The organism is Paenibacillus rhizoplanae (assembly GCF_042684125.1).
Classification (GTDB): Bacteria; Bacillota; Bacilli; order Paenibacillales; family Paenibacillaceae; genus Paenibacillus_AQ; species Paenibacillus_AQ rhizoplanae.
The window spans coordinates 37,223-58,461 of record NZ_JBHUKY010000030.1 but is presented as its reverse complement, the minus strand read 5'-3'; the positions used below and the strand labels follow the sequence as shown (position 1 = coordinate 58,461).

The 21,239-nt window shown below is 54.9% G+C and carries 18 protein-coding genes and 1 riboswitch; of the genes, 6 read left to right on the top strand and 12 right to left on the bottom strand.

What is annotated here, in order from left to right:
- Positions 1 to 227: 227 nt before the first annotated feature.
- Both odhB and ACFSX3_RS17485 read right to left on the bottom strand, forming a co-directional pair.
- Entirely contained in the window at positions 228 to 1,544 is a 1,317-nt protein-coding gene (odhB, locus tag ACFSX3_RS17490; protein WP_209994439.1) for a 2-oxoglutarate dehydrogenase complex dihydrolipoyllysine-residue succinyltransferase, read from the bottom strand.
- Positions 1,545 to 1,603: 59 nt separating this feature from the next.
- A complete protein-coding gene (locus ACFSX3_RS17485) occupies positions 1,604 to 4,471 on the bottom strand; it encodes a 2-oxoglutarate dehydrogenase E1 component (protein WP_209994438.1) in 2,868 nt (955 codons plus the stop codon).
- 495 nt (positions 4,472 to 4,966) lie between these two features.
- A riboswitch (cyclic di-GMP riboswitch) is annotated at positions 4,967 to 5,070 on the top strand.
- A 34-nt stretch (positions 5,071 to 5,104) separates the two neighbouring features.
- Between ACFSX3_RS17485 and ACFSX3_RS17480 the strand changes: the two genes are divergently transcribed.
- Positions 5,105 to 5,248 (top strand): anti-repressor SinI family protein, encoded by a 144-nt coding sequence (locus ACFSX3_RS17480; protein ID WP_209994449.1) that lies wholly within the window; start codon positions 5,105 to 5,107, stop codon positions 5,246 to 5,248.
- Positions 5,249 to 5,393: 145 nt separating this feature from the next.
- Here ACFSX3_RS17480 and ACFSX3_RS17475 read toward each other — a convergent pair whose 3' ends face one another.
- The 9 genes from ACFSX3_RS17475 to ACFSX3_RS17435 all read right to left on the bottom strand — a co-directional run bounded on the left by ACFSX3_RS17475 (position 5,394) and on the right by ACFSX3_RS17435 (position 13,453).
- Positions 5,394 to 5,726: a helix-turn-helix domain-containing protein gene (locus ACFSX3_RS17475; protein WP_209994448.1), complete on the bottom strand. Its 333-nt coding sequence runs from the start codon at positions 5,724 to 5,726 to the stop codon at positions 5,394 to 5,396.
- 259 nt (positions 5,727 to 5,985) lie between these two features.
- Positions 5,986 to 6,576 (bottom strand): TasA family protein, encoded by a 591-nt coding sequence (locus ACFSX3_RS17470; protein WP_209994437.1) that lies wholly within the window; start codon positions 6,574 to 6,576, stop codon positions 5,986 to 5,988.
- Positions 6,577 to 6,615: 39 nt separating this feature from the next.
- Positions 6,616 to 7,212 carry a TasA family protein gene (locus ACFSX3_RS17465; RefSeq protein WP_209994436.1) on the bottom strand — a complete coding sequence of 199 codons (597 nt, stop codon included), beginning with the start codon at positions 7,210 to 7,212 and terminating at the stop codon, positions 6,616 to 6,618.
- A 99-nt stretch (positions 7,213 to 7,311) separates the two neighbouring features.
- Positions 7,312 to 7,914 carry a signal peptidase I SipW gene (gene sipW / locus ACFSX3_RS17460; RefSeq protein WP_209994435.1) on the bottom strand — a complete coding sequence of 201 codons (603 nt, stop codon included), beginning with the start codon at positions 7,912 to 7,914 and terminating at the stop codon, positions 7,312 to 7,314.
- Position 7,915: 1 nt separating this feature from the next.
- On the bottom strand, positions 7,916 to 9,241 hold the full coding sequence (locus ACFSX3_RS17455) for a hypothetical protein (protein ID WP_209994434.1): 1,326 nt from the start codon (positions 9,239 to 9,241) through the stop codon (positions 7,916 to 7,918).
- A 564-nt stretch (positions 9,242 to 9,805) separates the two neighbouring features.
- Entirely contained in the window at positions 9,806 to 10,783 is a 978-nt protein-coding gene (locus tag ACFSX3_RS17450) for an aldo/keto reductase (protein ID WP_379258284.1), read from the bottom strand.
- Between the two features lie 65 nt (positions 10,784 to 10,848).
- Complete coding sequence (locus ACFSX3_RS17445; protein ID WP_036699028.1) at positions 10,849 to 11,061, bottom strand: hypothetical protein; 213 nt, start codon at positions 11,059 to 11,061, stop codon at positions 10,849 to 10,851.
- A 300-nt stretch (positions 11,062 to 11,361) separates the two neighbouring features.
- The gene (locus tag ACFSX3_RS17440; RefSeq protein WP_379258282.1) at positions 11,362 to 11,955 is read right to left on the bottom strand and encodes a PadR family transcriptional regulator; all 594 of its coding nucleotides are present in this window, start codon (positions 11,953 to 11,955) and stop codon (positions 11,362 to 11,364) included.
- Entirely contained in the window at positions 11,933 to 13,453 is a 1,521-nt protein-coding gene (locus ACFSX3_RS17435) for an MDR family MFS transporter (protein WP_209994433.1), read from the bottom strand. Before ACFSX3_RS17435 ends, ACFSX3_RS17440 begins: the two co-directional genes overlap by 23 nt.
- A 267-nt stretch (positions 13,454 to 13,720) precedes the next feature.
- Between ACFSX3_RS17435 and ACFSX3_RS17430 the strand changes: the two genes are divergently transcribed.
- The 3 genes from ACFSX3_RS17430 to ACFSX3_RS17420 all read left to right on the top strand — a co-directional run bounded on the left by ACFSX3_RS17430 (position 13,721) and on the right by ACFSX3_RS17420 (position 16,897).
- The gene (locus ACFSX3_RS17430; protein WP_379258280.1) at positions 13,721 to 14,071 is read left to right on the top strand and encodes a metal-sensitive transcriptional regulator; all 351 of its coding nucleotides are present in this window, start codon (positions 13,721 to 13,723) and stop codon (positions 14,069 to 14,071) included.
- A gap of 32 nt (positions 14,072 to 14,103) precedes the next feature.
- A complete protein-coding gene (locus tag ACFSX3_RS17425; RefSeq protein ID WP_209994432.1) occupies positions 14,104 to 14,304 on the top strand; it encodes a copper ion binding protein in 201 nt (66 codons plus the stop codon).
- 139 nt (positions 14,305 to 14,443) lie between these two features.
- Positions 14,444 to 16,897, top strand: a complete 2,454-nt coding sequence (locus ACFSX3_RS17420) for a heavy metal translocating P-type ATPase (protein ID WP_209994431.1) — start codon at positions 14,444 to 14,446, stop codon at positions 16,895 to 16,897.
- 619 nt (positions 16,898 to 17,516) lie between these two features.
- Here ACFSX3_RS17420 and ACFSX3_RS17415 read toward each other — a convergent pair.
- Positions 17,517 to 18,467: a DMT family transporter gene (locus tag ACFSX3_RS17415; RefSeq protein WP_209994430.1), complete on the bottom strand. Its 951-nt coding sequence runs from the start codon at positions 18,465 to 18,467 to the stop codon at positions 17,517 to 17,519.
- 208 nt (positions 18,468 to 18,675) lie between these two features.
- On the opposite strand from ACFSX3_RS17415, the gene ACFSX3_RS17410 reads away from it, so the two are divergent.
- Positions 18,676 to 20,019 carry an aminotransferase-like domain-containing protein gene (locus ACFSX3_RS17410; protein WP_209994429.1) on the top strand — a complete coding sequence of 448 codons (1,344 nt, stop codon included), beginning with the start codon at positions 18,676 to 18,678 and terminating at the stop codon, positions 20,017 to 20,019.
- A gap of 119 nt (positions 20,020 to 20,138) precedes the next feature.
- Positions 20,139 to 20,891: an oxygen-insensitive NADPH nitroreductase gene (gene nfsA / locus ACFSX3_RS17405; RefSeq protein WP_209994428.1), complete on the top strand. Its 753-nt coding sequence runs from the start codon at positions 20,139 to 20,141 to the stop codon at positions 20,889 to 20,891.
- The last annotated feature ends 348 nt before the right edge of the window (positions 20,892 to 21,239 follow it).

The window sequence follows — 21,239 nt, the reverse complement described above, 5'->3', positions numbered from 1 at the left end:
AGTTGAGAAACTCTCAGCAAATCGCCTAATCTTTTTAAAAATGTGACCTTAGATTTTGGCCCAGTCTTGCTATTTAACAAATCGAATTATGAAATTGACTCTTCTGTGCAACAGTTTCAATTGTTGTAACCAGAAAACAGGCATCCGGCAGAGCGGGTTCGCTCTACGGATGCCTGTTTGTCTAGGACTATGTGTATAGGAAGGAGGAGAAGGCTGCGGACGGAAGATTAGCCTTCCAGCAGCAGGGATTCCGGGTCCTCCAGCAATTCCTTGACTTTGACCAGGAAGCTGACCGCTTCTGAGCCGTCCACGATCCGGTGATCGTAGGACAAGGCGATGTACATCATCGGACGGTTGGCCGTCCGTTCCTCATCCAGCGCGATTGGGCGCAGCTGGATCTTGTGCATGCCGAGAATGCCGACCTGCGGGGTGTTGAGGATCGGTGTGGACAGCAGGGAGCCGAACACTCCGCCGTTCGTGATCGTGAAGGTACCGCCCTGAAGCTCCGGCAGGCTGAGCGTATTGGCGCGCGCCTTGGAGGCCAGCTCGCCGATCCGCCGCTCGATCTCAGGGAAGCTAAGCCGGTCGGCATCGCGGACGACCGGTACGACCAGGCCTTCCTTGGCAGCTACGGCAATGCCGATGTCATAATATTTCTTCAGCAGGAGATCTTCCCCGTCGATCTCGGCATTCAGCATCGGGTAAGCCTTGAGCGCGCCGATGACGGCCTTGGTGAAGAAGGACATGAAGCCGAGTCCGACCTCGTGCTTCTCCTTGAAGGCATCCTTGCGGCGCTTGCGGATGTCGAGAATGGCGGTCATGTCCACCTCATTGAAGGTGGTCAGCATCGCGGCCGTCTGCTGCGCTTCGACCAGGCGGCTGGCAATCGTCAGCCGCCGCCGCGACATGCGCTTGCGCTCGGTGGCTTTGCCGTCCTCGGCGTGCGGCGCCTTGCCCGCTGCCGTCGGCGCGGGCTTCGCCGGCTCCGGCCGCGCGGCCGCCGCCGGAGCTGCTGGCGCAGCGGCCTGCGGCCCCGCTGCGCCATGACCATCCACATCGGCCTGACCGATCCGGCCGATTGGGTCGCGGGCACTGACCTCGCCGAGGTCGATGCCCCGCTCCCGTGCCAGCTTGCGCGCCCCCGGCGAAGCCAGGGCCGCAGTGCCTGCCGCCGCACCTTCGGCGGCGGCTGGAGCCGTTACAGCAGCGGCCGGTTCAGCCGCTGCGGCACTTGCGGCAGCAGCAGACGCGCTGCCGCTCTGCGGTGCGGCCGCTTCCGGCTTGCTGCCGCTGGCAGCACCCGCGCCGCTGCCGGCGCCGATGATGCCGATGGCTTCGCCAACGGCAACGTTCTCGCCCGCCTGGCGCAGGATGGAGGAGATGACGCCGTCCTCCTCCGCACTGATCTCAAGATTGACCTTGTCAGTCTCAAGCTCGGCAAGCACATCCCCCTGGCCGACAGTGTCGCCTTCTTTAACCAGCCATTTGTAGATCGTTCCTTCGGAAATCGATTCGCCCAAATCGGGTACTTTTATCTCGGACACAGGCCGTACCTCCCCAAATATAGTGGTGTGCGTGATATCGTATGACCGCCTTACTGTGCTCAGGAAGACGGTACAGGTGCTTGCACTGCAGCATTCAATTTCAGGGCTTCCCGGACAATGCGCCGCTGCTCGAAGCTGTGGACATCTGCGTAGCCGCTAGCCGGGCTGGAACGATCCGGACGGCCGATGTACTGGACGGTGACCTTCTGCGGTGCGATGGCGCGCAGCCGGGATTCAGCATACGTCCACCCGCCCATATTCTTCGGTTCCTCTTGTACCCAGACGATCTCCTCCAGAGAGCTGAAGCCGCTAAGGTGAGCGCCAATCTCGCGTTCCGGGAACGGATAGAGCTGTTCCATGCGCAAAATGTGCAGCCAGGAGAAGTCCTGTCCGCGTGTGGCCTCAAGCTCCGTCTGGAGATCAATGCCCACCTTGCCGCTGCATACCACGAGGCGCTTCACTGCTTCCGGCTTACTGCCGAGCAGCGGCTCGGGAAGAACCGGCTGGAAGATGCCCGAAGCGAGATCCGCTCCGGCTGAGGTGCTGCGCGTGTTACGGATCAGGCTCTTCGGCGCCATGATAACCAGCGGCCGGGCATCCGGTTGTCCGCAGAGCGCGGCCTGACGGCGGAGCAGATGGAAATACTGCGCAGCGCTGCTCAGGTTGGCCACAGTCCAGTTCTCCTCGGCGGAGAGCTGGAGGAACCGTTCCATTCTGCCGCTGGAGTGCTCCGGTCCTTGGCCTTCATAGCCGTGAGGCAGCAGGATTGTCAGGTTGCTGCGCTGTGTCCACTTGGCGCGTCCCGCAGAAATGAACTGGTCAATAATGACCTGAGCGGCATTGGCGAAGTCGCCGTATTGAGCCTCCCAGATGACGAAGGTCTCCGGTGCGAACACATTATAACCATATTCGAAGCCGAGGACAGAGGCCTCGGACAGCGGACTGTTGTAAACGCCGAATGAAGCGGCGGCATCACTCAGCTGATGCAGCGGAGCATAGAGTTCCCCGTTCTCGCTGTCATGCAGCACCAGATGACGGTGGGCGAAGGTGCCGCGCTGTGAATCCTGTCCGCTGAGGCGGATCGGCGTGCCATCCTTCAGGATGGTAGCGAAGGCAAGCGTCTCTGCCAGTGCCCAGTCCACCCGCTCTCCGTCATTCAGTGCATCCTTGCGGCGCTGCAATATCCGTTCCAGCTTCGGATAGACCTTGAAGCCGGCCGGTACGCGCAGCAGCTCGCGGTTAATCTCCTGCAGACCGGCCAGAGGGAAGGCAGTCGGACGCTGCTGGGGACTGTCGTTATCCAGCGCGACGGCGGTTTTGGACTCCGCATTCTTCTGCTTGCCTTCCTTCATCTGGTCGAAGGCCTGCTGAAGGACGCTCTCTGCCTCGGCAATCATATTCGTTACATCATCGGCTGTGATTACCTTCTCGCGCTCCAGGCGTTCTGCATAAGCGCGGTATACAGTAGGGTGGTTCCGCACCTTGCCGTATACAATCGGCTGTGTAGTCTCGGGATCATCCATTTCATTATGCCCGTGGCGGCGGTAGCCGATCAGATCAATCAGGAAGTCTTTCTTGAACATATGGCGGTAAGCGCTGGCCAGACGGACTGCGGCGATACAAGCTTCAGGGTCATCGGCATTGACATGCACGACCGGGATCTCATACCCTTTGGCCAAGTCGCTGGCATAATGGGTGGAGCGGGAATCCTCGCTCTCCGTGGTGAAGCCGATCCGGTTATTGACGATAATATGCACGGTACCGCCATTCTGATAACCCTGCAATTTGCCGATATTAAGCGTCTCAGCGACAATGCCCTCTCCAGGGAAGGCGGCATCGCCGTGCATCAGCACAGCCATGGCCTTGCTTGTATTCAGCTTAGGCATTCCCGGAGCGTTGCGCTCTTCCTGTGCGGCGCGTGTGAAGCCCTCGACTACAGGATTGACGAATTCAAGATGGCTCGGGTTATTGGCCAGCGTGATCCGGGTGCGTACGGTCTCGCCTTCGCGGACGGCACGGTCAGCCCCGAGATGGTACTTCACATCACCGCTCCAGCCGTAGGTCACGCCCATGGAGCCTTCCGAAGGGAACAGTTCTTTATTCGGCGAGTGATGGAACTCTGAGAAAATAATATCATAAGGCTTGCCCAGAATATGAGCCAGCACATTAAGTCTTCCGCGGTGGGCCATACCCATCAGGATATGCTCTGCGCCGTCATGCGCGGCAGCCCGCACAATCTCATCCAGCATCGGCACAAGGGCATCATTGCCCTCCAGGCTGAAGCGCTTTTGGCCGACGAAGGTCTTGTGCAGGAAGGTCTCGAAATGCTCCACCTGAATCAGCCGCTTCAGCAGCTCCTTGCGCTCCGTATTGTTAAGCGGGGCAGGGGAAGTCATCGATTCCGCCTGGCTGTTGAGCCAGCGCAGCTCGCGTTCATCATGTACATGCCCGAATTCATAGGCGATGGTCTGGGTATAGGCCTGGCGCATTCTGTGGACGGCATCCATCGCGGTATGCACATCCGCAGGGGCATTATCCCAGATCAGCGAAGCGGGCAGGGCATTAAGATCCTCGCGGGTAAGCTCGTAGGTCTCCAGCTCCAGCCATTTGGCCATCGGGTTCGTGCTGCGCTCCAGCGGGTCAATGTCTGCGGCCATATGGCCATATATACGAATATTGGCGATCAGCTTCGAGGCCTTGACAGCCTTCTTGAGCCACTGCGCATCTGCGGATACGGCAGGCCTTGGAGCCCTCTCGGCATCGGGTGCCAGTGGAGGGGGACCGGATACGGTGAAGAGATCGCGGTAATGTTGTTCAACAGAAGAGGGGTCTTTGACAAATTGCTCATATCTTTCTTGGATGTAGCCCAGGTTGGGGCCGTAGTATTTGCTCCATACTGTGTCGTTATAGGGCTCTTTGACTGCCATGAATAGGTCCTCCTAACGGATAAACTCCACGCGAGGCATCCAGTGTGCCACTTGGCGGAGCTGCAAATGTTTGCGGTTTCATTCTCATCCTATTGTGCTACTTTCCGGCGGGGTAATCAATTCATACTTTCGGTCAATCCGTTCGCAATTTGGCATGATTCATTACAGTATTCATACGGAACTATCATAAATAGAAAAAACTCACATAACTCTCCGTTATATAAACAAATGGGTAATTGTCTCTATACGATGGTGCGTGCAGCGGTAAGTCGGGGCGGTTAGAGTTCCCTTTAGTATATTTAAACTATTACATAGGGTTTGAACTTGGAACTGGAAATATTTATATAACCTGCTGGCAATTTCAGCTAAGTTTCCTCACATTTTAACATAAAAAAATTCCAGAAAACGACACACTAATCGCGTATGATCTTGTATAATGTTATTGCGGAGAACGGTTTCATCGATTCTTGCCAGATCCTTTCATGATGGAAAGGGTCCAGTAAAAGGTAAACCTGCCGAAAGACAGGGGCACAAAGTCTCGGATCTAAAGTAGAAATACTACAAAGTAGCAATACTACTATGATGGCCGGACTGCCTGGGGACGCGAAAATTCTAGGAGGAGATTTCTTGGATATGTCCAACCAGGGGAATGACGAGCTGCAGGCAGTTGATCTGGATTTGGAATGGGTAGACTTGCTGATGTCTGCCAAGCAGGCGGGGATCGCGGCGGAGGATATCCGCCGGTTTCTAAGCGAAAAGGCACTCCAGGCGATGTAAGGGCGGTCATCATTGTTCGGATACATACAGAAAAGGCACAGCGGCCGGTACGCTGTGCCTTTTCTGTATGCCTTTGAAAGGATGCCTTCGCCGAAGGTGGCCTCCCTGCCAAGTGAAGTCTTCCCGGCGGCATACAATACTACGTCTAGTTGTCCTTTTGATCCATGCGCCATTTCTGGTAATCGAGGAACTCCTTGAATTCCCGTTTGCTTATACCGGAGGCCATGGCCTCCTGAACCAGCCGGAACCATTCCCCGTCCAGAGCCTGTTCTTCCGTCTCTGCCAGCCCGCCATACAGCAGTGCATGAATGGATACCTGAAGCGCGTCAGCGATTTTTTCGATGAATTGAATGGAGGGGTTGGATTGAATGTTCCGTTCCACATTACTGAGGTATGATTTCGCCACATCAGCCTTATCCGCAAGCTCGGATAACGAATAGCCCTTCTCCAGCCGGAGTTTGTGGATGCGGCTTCCCATAGTATCTGACACGATTACAACGCCCTCCGTACTTTTTGGTAAAAGATAAGAATTTATAGGCTTCGCGCTATACATTCTCCTTATCTTTCTCGCTGAAACGGCACCGCCCGTTAAAGGGACAGCAAAGCCGTTTCCATTTGTAAGTATAACAAAAATCCGCAAATCGGACAAAATTCATTGAACCCGGCAGCCGGGAGAAAAGGAAAAGGCACACCCGGCCCGGTTGGGGAAGGATGTGCCGTCTTCATGGATTGCTGACCTACTTGGCTTCTCCCAGTCCTTGAAGTGCATCGAAGGTCCAGTTCAGAGCTAAGCCGTCACCCTGAAAAATGTTCTGATCGAGCGTGTTGTCTACGAATTCGAAAGCGATCTTGAAGGTCTTGGACCCGGCGGCGGCAATCCCTCCTGGCAGTACGCCTGCTGCTACGAGATCGTAGCTGGGGGTATTCTTCAGATCCTTCAGGGAGATCTCGGACAGCACATGACCGCTTAGTGAACCGCCGGTGTACGTACTATCTAGGAGCTTGACCTTGAAGTGGTCTCCGAGATCCTGGCCCGCGTTATCGCCCATGGCATCGGTCACGGTGTAAGTGGTGGCAAGCTTGAGGAGCTTGATATCCAGTGTGCCGTCATTGGACAAGGTGAAGGTGCGGACGGTGTAGTCTCCCGGCTTCAGATTCGTCAGCGCTACCGGAGTATTGAAGGAAGAGCCGAGCTTCAGCGTACCTGCGGCGAAGGTTGCCGTGCTGGTGGCTGTGGAGCTGAAGTAAGCGAAGGTGCCCCCGCCGATTAAAGACAAACCTAGTGCTGCCGATGCTACGCCAAGACCCAATGTTTTTTTGATACCCATGATTTATTTCCTCCTCGAATGGTTTGATTTGTTGTGGAATTATTTGAGACTGCCTTTTTCCTGGTTGGCTTCGAAATTCAGCGTCAGTGCAAGCGTATCGCCCTGATAATAGTTCTGCGGCTGGAGGGTCTCCTTGAAGGCAAACTGGATGGTCAGGTTATCCGAGGTACCGGCTTTAATGCCGGACTTCTCTCCGCCTAAGATCGCTCCGACAATTCCCCGGGCCACCAGATCGGGACTCTCCTGCTCCAGATCGGCCAGCGAGATGACCAGGAGCGGCGATTCTTTCTTATCCTTGTTCACGAGGAAGGTCACAATAATATCATCCTTGAAATTGTGGGAGCCGTTGTCTCCCTGAGCGTCTGTAATGGCGGATGAGGTGCGCAGTACCACTTTGGGAATATTGAGTGTCCCGTCATTTTTGAGTTTGAAGTCCCGTAAGACGGTATCACCCGGCTTGAGGTTGCTGAGATTAACAATGACGGAGGGATCAGATTGAAGTGATAAGGTTCCGTTGTTAAAAGAAGCTGAGGAAGTAGAAGTGCTGCTGAAGTAAGCGAAGGTGCCTCCGCCGACCAGGGTCAAGCCTAATGCTGCCGATACAACGCCGAGACCTAATGTTTTTTTGACGTTCATTTGTTCATCCCTCTCTTATGAGTCTGCTTTGTGCATAGCCGGTGCTTCCGGCAAGCTGTATTGTGGCTCCACGTTTCGTAAACGGGAGAGGACAATCGATCATTGTATGAGGTCAGTCAAAGTATCCGGCCCGCCGCCGCTGGTTGCGGAAGACGAGACGTTCTTCTTTTCCAGTGCCGCAACGGCCTTCCATGAAGAATACAGCGCGTAGAGGAGCAGAAGCAGTCCGGGAATAATCATCAGCACTACGCTTCCGGCTTTGGAGACTGCGAAGCTCATGGCATAGCCCACATAGGGGACGGTTACGCCGGTATACTCACCTACCACATTCGTGGAGCTGACGGCGGCGGTGTCGGCTGAATCATTATTGTCGCCCTTGGTAGTGTAGCTGGCTTCCCCCAGAGCACTGTTCAGCTCGGCAGCGACCACGCGGTGGGTGATCAGAATGTTATCGGGATTCAAAAAAGTGATCACATCGCCCTTCTGGAACCGGCTCATGTCCCCGCCCGGCTTAATGCCCACAATGGAACCGGTCTGAATGCCGGGCTCCATGGAGCCGGATAATACCGTCTTGATCTGGTAGCCGAAGAAGGTGGGCTCGCCGCCGGAGGCTTTGGAGATGACAACGGCTGTGATTAGCACCAGGAACACTATAAGAATCAGAGTGGAAATTATCGTATTGACTATTTTTCGGATGCGCATCTTATTCGCCGCCTTTGCTGGGTTCAGATTGTGGAGCCGGTGTAGCTGTAGGAGCAGGCTGCCCGCCGTCTATCACAGTGCCCGGAATTGGAATTTCGCTGCCGGGTTCATAATCTGGAGTCGCTTCCGGTAAAAGAATCTCAGGCGCCGGAGTGGCAGCCGGAGCAATAACCTCTGCTGCTGCTGAAGCTGTGGGGACTGGATTGTCCTGTACAGGAGCTGTGGGAGCGGGCTGCTCTCCCGGCTGGCTTTTGTCAGGAAGACTGGTTGCGGCCGGTTGGTTCTGGGCTTGTTCATGCTCCAGCTTCAGCTTCAGCGCTTCGTCAGCAGCCTTCTGCTTCTCTAAGGCGAGCCGTTCGGCTTCCTCCGCTCTGGATTTATCGGCCTTTTCAAGCGCCAGGCGTTCCTCTTCCTCTTGCTGTGCCTTTGCTTTGTCCTCAAGGGCCGTCTTGGCTTCAGCGATCTCTGCCAGCCGTTCCTGCAAGGTGTGGATGGTGGAGGACAGGGTATCTTTGGACGCCGTTAATTCGCTATTCATCTGCTCATACGTGTTCAGCAGCGCGGGGGATACCTGCGAATCTGCCTGATAGGCGCTGGTTACGAACGAGAGGATAGGCTCCTCAGCAGGGAAGCTGTAGTCATCCTCCCGGAGCAAGACACGGTCCGGATTGCCGGTGGGCAATGATCCGCCGATATCATGGATCGTGCCAAGGTAATGCATAATTCCGCTTAACGTCTCTGCCAGCGATTCCGATAGAATCCCGCTTTGATGAAGACTCTCCTGAAGCTGGTCGAAGAACTGTGCGTCACGGATTTCCAGACAGTTAGGGTCGAGATTCACCATATATCCTCCGAGCTTGTGCAGAATGGCCGCTGCATGGCCAATTTCCTGCAAAATTTGTTGCCAGACCATCCCATTGAAGCTCAGTTGCTTCTCCAATAGGTCGATCTCGCTGCCAGCTTGAGTGAGCTCAGCCGAGAGTTCGCCAGCCGCCTGATCCAGCTCCGTAAGCGATAGCTCTCCGGTAGCGACAGAAGTGTTGTACACTCCACTGATGCTATGGCTGCCAAGGGAAGATTTCAGCTCCATGAGGGTGCTTAGGTGCCCGCTGAATTCCGATAGCAGCTGTTCAATCTGACCCGGGAATACCGAGCACAGTCCGATGGAGCTGATCTGTTCCTGGGAGGTTTTGAACTCTCCATAGGTACTGCCGATCTGGCCCGAGGTGTACATCAGAAGCACGGATACCGCCATACCTGATTGCAGAATCCGCAGGCCGAGATTCCTGGCTTTTCGTTTGCGCCGCTTGGCAGATCTGGGGTACATAGCTAAGCCCCCTCTCAACTTGCTAATGAGTTATTCGTTATATTCGTTCTTTATAAAGAACGTTCTCGTAAGCAAATCATACACTGCGCCGCTTGGAAAAGAAAAATGTTAATTTCAGCGAAATGTTCGCAATAAAGTACGAATTGAGTGGGATATCTCGCTGTAACTGCGGTTATCGCTGTTTTTCACAAATGTTCTTTATAGAGAACAGTCGGCGGGCGTGGCTGGGAGGAGCGGAGAAAGGTGAGGGGGAGACTAGGGGGAGGTAAAGTGCATAGAGTTATTCGCTGATAGTGGGCGAGTGGTGGAAATGAGGGGCAATAGTGCCCCTGAATGGGGCGAAAGCCGGCGGCGAGCGTGAGGGGTGTGGGCCCAATGTATGCGAAAAACCAAACACAATTCGGATGCTGCACCAGTTGGCTAAATGATGGGGGTCTAGTGTATTCCGCCGCAAAGAAGGTACTATCCATACAAGGACAGTACCTCTCCGCTAGTTTTATGAAAATGTACGGTTTCAATGAATCTGAACCTGTTCATTCATGAGATTTCCAGTAAAATCCAATCTTAAGGAAGCTTCTCCCCGCGCGAGGTGACGTACAGCTCATACCATTCCTTGCGGGACAGCTCTAGCTGGTCTGCGCCTGCACAGGCGGCGATCCGCTGCGGATTCACGGTGCCGATGACGGGTTGGATGGCTGCGGGATGCGTCATTAGCCAAGCCAGCACGATGGCTTCGGGTGTCGTAGCCTTCTCGTCAGCAAGTCTCCGTACCATGGCCGCTGTATTCACAACATTCTCCGGCTGGCCTTCAAGCGGCCGTCCGCTGAAGAGTCCCTGGGCCAGCGGGCCCCAGGCCTGAAGCTGGATATTCCCGGCACGGCAATACTCCATGGTGCCCTCCGGGAACGTAATGTCCTTCCACGGGTCGCGGTTCACGCTGAGTACGGCGTCAACCCAGCTGATCCGGGACAGGCTCATATGCAGCTGATTGACAATGAACGGCTCGTCGCAATAAGTCTGTAACAGCTGGATCTGGGCAGCACTCATGTTGGAGACACCGAAGTGGCGCACCTTGCCGGAGGCCTTGAGCTGATGTAGCGCTTCCGCTACCTCTTCGGGGTCCATTAGCGGATCGGGTCGGTGCAGCAGCAGAATATCTATATACTCTGTGCCCAGCCGTGCGAGAGTTCCATCGACGCTGGACAAAATGTGCTCCCTGGAGAGGTCGAAGCTATTGGAGATATCGCCTGGCTCCATCAGCTTGATGCCGCATTTCGACTGGAGGAGGATGTCCCCGCGCAGCCCCGGCCGTTCCTTGAAGATCTGCCCGAATACCTTCTCCGCCTTGCCGCGGGTATAGATATCCGCATGATCAAAAAAATTAATGCCTATAGACAGCGCCGCATCCAGCGCCTCATGTCCCTGCTTCATATTCGAAGCGGTGACCGGTTCGCGGTCCCAGCCGCCGCCCAGCCCCATGCAGCCCAGGGCGATACGGCTGGAGGGTATGCCGCGCCGGTTAAGGGGTAACGCTTTCAGCAATGTGATCCCTCCATCATATTCAGCTTGAGAATGCTCCGGTTATGTTACCGGAAAAGTATACATCTTTAGAACCCGGTGTGGTATCTCTTGTCGCTAGAGGAACGGTGCTTCGTGGTCTCCTTATCCTTCTCTTCCTCTTTCTCAAGTGTCAGGTCCTCTACGGGTATCGGGTCCACATGCTGCTGGCTCTCATCCACATCGAACAGGCTAGGCTTGTCCGTAGGGTATTGCTCCGGGTGGTCACGCTCGTCTCTGATCGGCTTTTTGTCATCACTCATAACGGCTTCACTTCCCTTTCCAGAGTATCCGTCAGGCGGGGCCGGCACAGCAGGTACAATATAAAAGACTAAGGTTTGAATTTGAAGCTGAGTCGCTCGCCAGCGGTTTGCTCCCTAATAAACACATATGGTCTTCGTTAAACAATCACAGCGGCTGAAAGTCGTGATGCAAGTAGGAGATATAAGGTGATTCGCACAGGGCAAAACAGGCGCGTCGGACGACAAGGGGACTGCCTGCTGCCGATAACGGCAGAACGGACAATCCCCCTGATTTCGTACTATTCTATTCATCCGCTTCTTTTATTCGTCTGCGATAATCGGTCTGCCGATATCATTCATTTTACGGACAGCTACATCCTCATACAGACGCTTCAGCCACTTCAGCTCGGTCTGGCTATGCTCATATCTGCCGTACATCATATGCAGCACCGAGCGGGGCACAATGGAGATATGCTCCTCGTATACTTGATAGGCGAAATTCACCTGATGCTCCGCCTCCCGGATGCGCTCTTCCAGCAGCTTAGCCACCTTGTCCTGGTCGATATGGCGCGCAAGGGCCAGGGCCATGTATAGAGGATGATACGGGGGATCACTTTTCTTGATTTGCTGGAGAATGAGCTGCTCCATCAATTCTTTGCCTTTATCCGTAATGCGGTAGATGGTCTTATCCGGCCGGTCCGGACTGTGAATGATCTCCACCGCCTCGATATGGCCGCCTGCGGCCAACTTGTCAACGGCATAATATAAGGAACCGGTCTGCAGCTTGATGACTTGATCCATAGAGCGTTCCTTCATGACAAGGGTGATCTCGTAGGGATGCATATCCCGCTCCAGCAGAATTCCCAGAATCAGCAGCTTCATCGGCATGGGCTTACCGCTGACCTTGATTTGCACCGTGCTGGCTGCCCTGCGGAAGCAGACGGTCCTTCGGCATCAGCAGAACGAAGACCACAGTAAGCACCGCCGGAACGATCGCCCACAAGAAGGTATGCGAGATTGACGAAGACAGTGAGTTCGTGATTTTCTCCAGTACAGGCGGCGGAATCTGTGCTCTGGCCTCGGGCGTCAATGCGGAACGCGGATCGCCGAAGGAGGCGGCCTGACCGCCGTCTCCGAAGGCCGTGCTAAGCTCCGAGGCGAAGCTGTTGCGCTGGATAATACCGAAGATCGTAATCCCCAGCGTCATCCCTAGCGAGCGCATAAAGGTACTGGTGGACGTTGCCGAACCGCGCTGGCGCATGTCGAAATGCTGGATCGAAGACAGGCTGAGCACGGAGAAGGAGAAGCCCACGCCGAAGCCGGTCAGCGCCATGAAGGCATTAAGTGCCATACGGGAAGTCTCCGGGGTCAAGGTACTGAGGGAATAGATCCCGCCCACGAAGCAGACTGCTGACAGCAGCATGATGTTGCGGAAGCTCGTTTTGGTAGTAAGCAGGCCGCCGGACTGGCTGCCGATTACGGTACCGATCATCATCGGCATCAGAATCAGGCCGGAGTTGGTGGCGGAGCCACCATATACCCCCTGGACGTAGATCGGGATATATACCGTTGCTACGATGAATGCCGAACCATAGAACAAACCAAGGATACTGCTGGTTGCGAACAGGCGCTGGCGGAACATGGCGAAGGAGATGACCGGCTCTGCCGCGATTTTTTCAATGATAATGAAGGCGATCAGAAGCACGGCGAACGCAGCGAACAAGCCGAGAATGACCAGAGAATCCCAGGCATACTGGTTGCCGCCAAGCTCCAGGGCGAACATCAGGCAGATAATCCCCGCCACCAGGGCGAAGGCGCCGCCCCAGTCGATCCGCTGCTTGGAATGCGTTATGGATTCTTTGTAGGAGGACATAATAAGGAAGAACGAGACGATCCCAATGGGCAGATTAATATAGAAAATCCAGTGCCAGCTCACATATTCGGTGATATACGCACCAAGCAGAGGCCCGATCACACTGGAGATCCCGAAGACAGCGCCGAAGAGTCCGGTGAGCTTGCCTCTTTTCTCAGGCGGGAAGATGTCGAAGACAATCGTGAAGGCAATCGGCATCAGTGCACCGCCGCCAATCCCTTGAATCGCGCGGTAAATACTAAGCTGGGTGATGCTGGTAGCCGTTCCGCACAAGGCGGAGCCGATCAGGAACACGATAAGCCCGAAGATGAAAAACCGTTTGCGCCCGTACATATCAGATAATTTGCCGAAGATAGGGGTCCCGGCCATAACCATGACCATATAGGCAGAGGTGACCCAGACGATTTTATCCAGTCCTCCAAGATCGGACACAATCGTGCCCATAGCTGCGGCAACAATGGTATTATCCATGGCTGACATCAGAATGCCGAGCAGCAGTCCGACAATGACGAGCTTGAGATTACTTTCTTTGGTGTGCATGTTAAGCTCCTTTATGTTTAAAATTCAATGGAATCTTATTATATTCAAATTTGAATAGGGTGGCAATTGTTTTTTTCAGGAGGACAGACGGGGTATGAGCTGCTTGGGAACTTGCATATGTGTAATTGGTATTCCTTATCTGCGGGTCCTTTATTCCTGCTGCAATAGGGCAGAGTATCTGGAGGAGGGGCGGGAGGCGCGTGTCCGCTAAGGCCTTGACATACCCGTGGGGGGTATATTATATTGGTGTAGAGGAGGCTGATTCCTGTGTCGACAAAAGAGAAGGAACCTGTTGGACATGATTGCGGCGGTGATGATTGCCATTCTTCCGCTTCCGGTGTGCGCAAGAGCCATCATTCCCCGGAATTCAAGAATGGACTGACTACCCGGCTGAACCGGATTGAAGGGCAGATCCGCGGGGTGAAAGGCATGATTGAACGCGACACCTACTGCGATGATGTGCTTAATCAGCTCGCGGCGGTGCAGGCGGCTCTGAATAGTGTCGGCAGGCTGCTGCTTGAAGGCCATATGAAGAGCTGTATTATTGAACGGATCGAAGCCGGTGAGCATGAGGTGATCGACGAGCTGCTGGTTACAGTGAATAAGCTGATGAAATAGTCTATACCAACAACAATTAGGAGGGTAATCAAATGTCGAATGTAACATTGAAGGTTGAAGGAATGTCTTGCGGTCATTGTGTAAGTTCTGTGGAGAAGGCTGTGAGTGGCGTGGGTGCAGCTGCGAAGGTAGATCTGCCAGCTAAGACGGTGGCGGTTGAATTCGATGAGAATACGGTAAGCCTGGATAAGATAAAGGCTGCTATTGAAGATCAGGGCTACGATGTAGTATAAGCAAAGTTAAACTTAGCTAAGCTAGCTGTAATGCAAGGGCTTGGTGCCGGGAATCCTGGAGGGAGAAGGGGAGCTGGCGCCAATGCCTTTTATTTTAAAGATAAATATACCCCTTGGGGGTATTGGGAGGTGCGCGAGGATGGAAAAGAGTGCAGATTCTGCCCAGAAGCAGGCCACGCTGCAGATTACAGGAATGACCTGCTCTGCTTGTGCGACGCGGATAGAGAAGGGATTGTCCCGTATGGAGGGGGTATCCCGGGCGAATGTTAATCTGGCGCTGGAGCAGGCTACGGTCGGGTATGATCCGGCGGTTGCAGATATGCCGCAGATTGAAGAGAAGATCCGTTCTCTTGGCTACGATACGCTGAAGGAGTCGGCGGATTTCGATATTACAGGAATGACCTGTGCGGCTTGCTCGTCACGGATTGAGAAGGTGCTGGGACGGATGCCGGGGATTGCCGCTGTGAATGTGAACCTGGCGCTGGAGACCGCGCATGTGGAGTACTCGCCGGGTAATATCAGTACTGCCGAGATTATGGATAAGGTGAGCAGCATCGGTTACAAGGCGGCCCTCAAGCAGGACCGCAAGGATATCGCCGGACAACGCAGAGAGGAGATTACGCGCAAGCGCAATAATTGGATGATCTCCGCCCTGCTGTCTTTGCCCCTGCTCTGGGCTATGGCTGGCCATTTCTCCTTTACTACCTGGATCTGGACGCCGGAGCTGTTCATGAATCCCTGGTTCCAGCTGGTGCTGGCGACCCCGGTACAGTTCATAATCGGCTGGCAGTTCTATGTCGGCGCCTATAAGGCACTTAAGAACGGCAGCGCCAATATGGATGTGCTGGTGGTACTGGGCACCTCAGCCGCTTATTTCTACAGTCTGTACCTGACGGTGGATTCCTTGAACATGAGCGGTATGCACCATACGGTGGAGCTGTACTTCGAGACCAGTGCGGTTCTGATTACATTGATCCTCGTAGGCAAGTGGTTCGAGGCGCTGGCCAAAGGGCGTTCATCGGATGCGATCCGCAGCCTGATGGGGCTTCAGGCCAAGACTGCGCTGGTGCTGCGTGACGGTGCGGAGCTGAACATCCCCGTAGAGGATGTAGTCATCGGAGACATCGTGCTGGTGAAGCCCGGTACGAAGGTTCCTGTAGACGGTGAAGTGGTAGAGGGACTGTCCTCAGTCGATGAATCCATGCTCACCGGTGAGAGCATCCCGGTGGAGAAGAAGCCGGGGGACTCCGTGATCGGAGCGACGCTGAACAAGAACGGCATGCTGCGGGTCAAAGCCCGCAAGGTCGGCCGTGATACGGCACTGGCACAGATCATCAGAGTAGTGGAAGAAGCCCAGGGCTCCAAGGCGCCGATTCAGCGGGTCGCCGATGTCATCTCCGGCATCTTCGTGCCGATTGTTGTCGGCATTGCCGCTGTTACCTTCGGGATCTGGTATCTCTGGGTGGCACCCGGACAGTTCGCCGAGGCCCTGGAGAAAGCTATCGCGGTGCTAGTCATTGCCTGTCCGTGTGCACTTGGACTGGCAACCCCGACCTCTATTATGGCCGGTTCCGGCCGGGCCGCTGAATTCGGCATCCTGTTCAAGGGTGGACATCACCTGGAGGCTGCACAGGGCGTCAAGGTAGTGGTAGTGGATAAGACGGGAACGGTGACCAACGGGAAGCCGGTGCTGACTGATATTATAGCGACTGCCGGAAATGAGACACAGGGCAGGGTGCTTGCTGAGAATCGTCTGTTGTCGATTACAGCGGCTGCGGAGAAGCTCTCGGAGCATCCGCTGGCAGATGCCATTGTGGCAGGTGCACAGGGCAGAGGTATTGATCTTCCGCCTGCCGAGCAGTTCGAGGCTGTGCCGGGCCGCGGCGTGTCGGCTGTTGTAGACGGCCGGAAGGTGAGCGTAGGCACACGGCGGATGATGATAGAGAACGGGCTGGATATTGAAGCCTGGACCGGGATCATGACCCGGCTTGAGCATGAAGGCAAAACAGCGATGCTGATCTCTGTGGAGGATGCGGTAGCGGGAGTAGTGGCAGTGGCGGACACGATCAAGGAAACCTCGCGCGCAGCCGTAGCCAAATTGCAGGACATGGGCATCGAAGTCATAATGATTACCGGAGACAACAAAATTACGGCTCAGGCTATTGCGGAACAGGCGGGCATCCGCACGGTGCTGGCAGAGGTGCTGCCGGAGGGCAAGGCCGCCGAGATCCGCAGACTGCAGGAAGGCGGAGTCAAGGTCGCCATGGTCGGCGACGGCATCAACGATGCACCGGCGCTGGCGACAGCAGATACGGGGATGGCTATCGGCACGGGTACGGATGTGGCGATGGAGGCGGCGGATATTACGCTGATGCGCGGCGACCTGATGAGCATCCCGGATGCGATCCTGATGAGCCGCAAAACCATGCGCAACATCAAGCAGAATCTGTTCTGGGCGCTGGCCTACAACACAATCGGAATCCCCATTGCTGCGCTGGGCTTCCTGGCACCCTGGCTGGCCGGAGCCGCGATGGCCTTCAGTTCGGTATCTGTGGTGCTGAATGCGCTGCGGCTGCAGCGCGTTAAGCTGTAGGAATCATAAGACCTGCCGAGGCCGGAGTGTTTCCGGACGGAAGACGGGCAACCTAAAGAATCGCCGGGCGTAATTGCCGGCGGTTCTTTGAGTTATTTGGGGGAGTAAGAAAGACTGGAGGAAAGTAGGGAGAGGGAAAGTGAGAAAGTGAGAAAGTGAGAAAGTATGAAAGAAAATGAAAAGTAGAAAATTTAAAAATTAAGATGTTAGGAATAGTCAATTAGGCAAAGAGAGGTCCACTCCCAATAGCCAACTATACGGGATCTAAGGGATAAATCCCTCTGAATCGGCCGGAAGCAGGCGATGCGATGAAATGAAAGGGATAAATCCCATTGAATCCGCCGGAAGCAGGCGATGTGATGAAATGAAAGGGATAAATCCCATTGAATCCGCCGGAAGCAGGCGATGTGATGATATGAGAGGGATTAATCCCTCTGAATCTCACCAAAGCTGGCGATACGAAAAATGAAGAGCAAAGTACACTTTTAATGCTCCAGATGTTGGCTGAAGGAGTGACTGAGGAGCATGAATAGTTAGTGTTCTTGATTTCATCAGGCGCTCCCCCGGAGGCAGCCGCTTAAGCTCCAGCCTGATTCACCTGTTTAGGTAATTTCCCTCCTTATGTCAGCCTTGTACCCTGCTTGTTCCGCCCCCGGGCTCCTCCCTTATACCGCCCCAGCCAATTCGTACCGACTACCCCGGCGATGATCAGGAAGGATCCGATCCAGTGATAGACCGTGATCTGCTCACCCAGGAAGATCGCTCCGGCTGCAATGGATACAATGGTGGAGAGGTTGGTGAACACGCTCATGAGTGAGGCCTCGATTTTGGATAAAATATAGGTTGAAGTCAGGGTTGTGACCAGCGAGGCGATCACCCCCAGATATACGGCGGACAGGAAAAATGTTGTGCTTCCCAGCGGATTCAGGAAATCCCCAAGCGTTCCGCTGACTGTATGTCCGGTGAGCGAGATGATCAGGAAGGTAGCGAAGCCGACCCCCATCATCAGGTAGCTGAGCTCGGCGGGGCTGAAGTGGCTGGAGAGGGAGCGGGCCAGCACACTGTACCCGGCAAAAGCGAGACAAGTCATAAACAGCAGCACAATCCCGGTCATATTGGACAGCTGAATGCCGCTTCCCTTCATGACGAAGATGAATACCACGCCGAATACCGAGAGGAAGATGCACAGCTTTTGCAGCAGGGTGGTCTTCTCCTTCAGGACAATCGCGGCGATGATCATCGTCACCACCGGAGTGAACGAATAGAGGATGCCTCCCTCGGCTGAGGTGGCGCGCTGAAGTCCGAAGACCTGCAGGGTGAAGAAGCCGAGCGGATACATCGCGGCGAGCAGCAGGGCCCGGCCAATCGGCTTGCCCCGGTAGGAAACCTTGACCCAGCCGAGGGCGACCGGAACCGACATCACGGCAAAAGAGGCAGCGAACCGGAAGGTCAGCGTGTCGAGCGGCCCGGCATGAACGAGTGCCACTTTGGTGAACAGGAAGGAGAAGCCGATAATGACCGCATTGAGTACGGCGAAGCTGTAGGCCAGCTTAAGTCCTTGTTTGTGCATGGGTACATCTCCTTGTAGGTTAGTGAAGATTGGATGCTGTAAACATTCGATCTATTACTTTAAAATTAAAGGAAAAGGCGTACACCAACAATACAAGGTTTCCTCAACTGTACCGGTACAGTTTGACGCGATCCCTATATAATAAGGGAAGAATAATAGGATAGAATACACGGCATAGCTTGGTAATGACGGCGAACGGAGGCGGGCGATGAACAAGTATCATCAGGTGATCACAGAGCTGGAGCGGCAGATGAAGGAAGGGCAGTACCGCCCGGGAGATAAGCTGCCGTCTGTGCGGAGTGCTTCAGAAACCTACGGCTGTAGCGTCAGTACCATTCTGAAGGCTTACGGGGAGCTGGAGCGGACGCATACGATCTACTCTATTCCGCAGAGCGGCTATTACATGGTGGACAAGAGTGCAGATTCGGCAGCGGCGGGGAGTGAAGGAACGGTTGATTTTGCTTCGGCATCGCCGGATCTGAACGTCTTTCCGTACCTGGACTTCCAGCATTGCCTCAATAAGGCGATTGACCAGTACAAATACCATCTGTTCACCTATGGCGATGCCCTGGGACTTGCGACGCTGCGCCGCACCCTGGTGTCGCATCTGGCGGAGTATCAGGTGTTCGCCAAGGCGGAATCGATCCTGATTACCTCGGGGATTCAGCAGGCGCTGGAAATTCTGGCCAGAATGCCTTTTCCCAGCGGCAGGACAGAGATTCTGGTGGAACAGCCGGGGTATGATATCTATCTGCGGTATTTGGAGGCTGAGGGCCTGCCGGTGAGCGGAATCGGGCGTTCGGCGGCGGGCATCAACCTGCAGGAGCTGGAGGAGCGGTTCGCCAGCGGACGATTCAAATTTTTTTATGCGATGCCCAGATATCACAACCCCCTTGGGACAACCTACAGCACAGAGGAGCGCAAGGCCATTGCCGGACTGGCAGCCAAATACGATGTCTATATCGCCGAGGATGATTATATGGCGGATCTGGGGATCGGACGGCGTTATGACCCGATCTATGCGTATGACCAGACCTCCCATGTCATTTATCTCAAAAGCTTCTCCAAAATCATCTTCCCGGGCCTTAGGCTCGGTGCGGTGGTGGTGCCGCAGCCGCTGCTGGAGACTTTCCGCTCCTATAAAGGCTACACCGATACCTCGCTGCTGTCTCAGGCTGCGCTTGAGGTATACATTAAGAACGGGATGTACGGGCATCACAGGCATAAGATCAAAGCCATGTACGCCAAAAAAATCCGTGCGGTATACGAAGCGCTCGGGCGGCATAATACGGAAGGCTTAATCGAAGCCTCTGCGGACAGCTCCGGCATCTATATCCAGTTCAAGCTCCCGCTCACCGTCAACCTGGAGCGTCTGGTCAAGCGCCTGGCCGGGCGGAAGATCCGCGTGGTGCCAGGGAACGGCTTCTATCTGCCGGGTTACCAGACCCGGGACAAATTCCTCCGTATCAGTATCTCCCGCGCCGGGCTGGAGCAGATTGATGAGGGAATCCTGGCGATTGTCCAGGAGGTGAAGCGCGGGAGCGGGTGGTAGAGGCGGCAGAGGAAGAGGAGTAAGAGGAGGAGGAAGAAGAAGGAAATCCCGCTTGTTGTCTGAGCCGCGAAATGGGATCATAATAGGCTTATATAGGAGTGAAGAGAGGCGGGACGATAATGAAACCTACGAATGAAACCCTTGAACTGTTGAACCGTCATACCTCTGTCCGTCAGTATCAGGACAAGCCGGTCAGTGACGAGCTGCTGGCAGCGGTAATTGGAGCGGGACAGATGGCTTCGACCTCCAGCAATGTTCAGGCTTACACAGTTATTGCTGTAACCGAGTCTGCGATTAAAGAGCAGCTATCCGTTTTGTCCGGTAATCAGGCCTACATCAAGCAGTGCCCGGTCTTTCTGGTCTGGTGTGCGGATCTGTACCGTCTGCGGGAAGCGTCCGCTCCGCATTTGCAGGGGAAGCCGTCCTACGAGGATACGGCCGAGAATCTGATTGTAGCGACTGTCGATGTGGCGCTGGCCGCGCAGAATGCCGCTGTTGCCGCAGAATCGCTCGGCCTGGGCATTGTCTATATCGGCGGCATCCGCAATGAGATCGCCGCTGTATCCGAACTGCTCGGACTGCCGGAGCTGGTCTATCCGGTCTTCGGCATGTGCCTCGGGTATCCGGCAGCCATGAACAGCATCCGCCCGCGCCTGCCGCAGGCAGCAGTGCTGCATCATAACGGCTACAATGCCGAAGCCGCAGTGGAACAGGCCCGCGTGTACGACGCAATTTCCAGCGACTATATGCGGGAGCGTACCGGCGGCCAGAGCGCAGCCTCCTGGTCGGAGATGATGGCAGGCCGGCTGGCTCAGCCTGCCCGGCTGCACATGAAGGAATTCCTGCTTAGCAAGGGATTCATGCAGCGTTAGAATTGGAAAGGCCTTCTCCGGAGTCTGTGGGGGAGGCCTTTTTTTGATTGGACGAGGATGGACCGAACGTATGCGTAAAACCGAATACTTTAGGCTGGCGTGAAGGAACGCAGGCTCAATACGCCACAGCCAATAACAAATATTGAAATTTCCTGCAAGAAGTGCAACAATGCTGCCCAATATAAGCGGCCTATGCAGAAATCCTGCACGAAATGCAACTATGCCAACGCTAACTTGCTCAAAACACCAAAATTCCTGCAAATCCTGCAACATTGCGCCGCAGCCAGTAACGTATCTGGAGAAATCCTGCAAAAACTGCAACAATGCTACCATATACAAGCGGTTGCT

Coding starts and splice junctions, on each gene's coding strand:
- ACFSX3_RS17485 (WP_209994438.1), bottom strand. CDS start 4,471: ATGGCAGTCAAAGAGCCCTATAACGACACAGTATGGAGCAAATACTAC.
- ACFSX3_RS17480 (WP_209994449.1), top strand. CDS start 5,105: ATGTCCAACCAGGGGAATGACGAGCTGCAGGCAGTTGATCTGGATTTG.
- ACFSX3_RS17475 (WP_209994448.1), bottom strand. CDS start 5,726: ATGGGAAGCCGCATCCACAAACTCCGGCTGGAGAAGGGCTATTCGTTA.
- ACFSX3_RS17470 (WP_209994437.1), bottom strand. CDS start 6,576: ATGGGTATCAAAAAAACATTGGGTCTTGGCGTAGCATCGGCAGCACTA.
- ACFSX3_RS17465 (WP_209994436.1), bottom strand. CDS start 7,212: ATGAACGTCAAAAAAACATTAGGTCTCGGCGTTGTATCGGCAGCATTA.
- sipW (WP_209994435.1), bottom strand. CDS start 7,914: ATGCGCATCCGAAAAATAGTCAATACGATAATTTCCACTCTGATTCTT.
- ACFSX3_RS17455 (WP_209994434.1), bottom strand. CDS start 9,241: ATGTACCCCAGATCTGCCAAGCGGCGCAAACGAAAAGCCAGGAATCTC.
- ACFSX3_RS17445 (WP_036699028.1), bottom strand. CDS start 11,061: ATGAGTGATGACAAAAAGCCGATCAGAGACGAGCGTGACCACCCGGAG.
- ACFSX3_RS17435 (WP_209994433.1), bottom strand. CDS start 13,453: ATGCACACCAAAGAAAGTAATCTCAAGCTCGTCATTGTCGGACTGCTG.
- ACFSX3_RS17425 (WP_209994432.1), top strand. CDS start 14,104: ATGTCGAATGTAACATTGAAGGTTGAAGGAATGTCTTGCGGTCATTGT.
- ACFSX3_RS17420 (WP_209994431.1), top strand. CDS start 14,444: ATGGAAAAGAGTGCAGATTCTGCCCAGAAGCAGGCCACGCTGCAGATT.
- ACFSX3_RS17415 (WP_209994430.1), bottom strand. CDS start 18,467: ATGCACAAACAAGGACTTAAGCTGGCCTACAGCTTCGCCGTACTCAAT.
- ACFSX3_RS17410 (WP_209994429.1), top strand. CDS start 18,676: ATGAACAAGTATCATCAGGTGATCACAGAGCTGGAGCGGCAGATGAAG.
- nfsA (WP_209994428.1), top strand. CDS start 20,139: ATGAAACCTACGAATGAAACCCTTGAACTGTTGAACCGTCATACCTCT.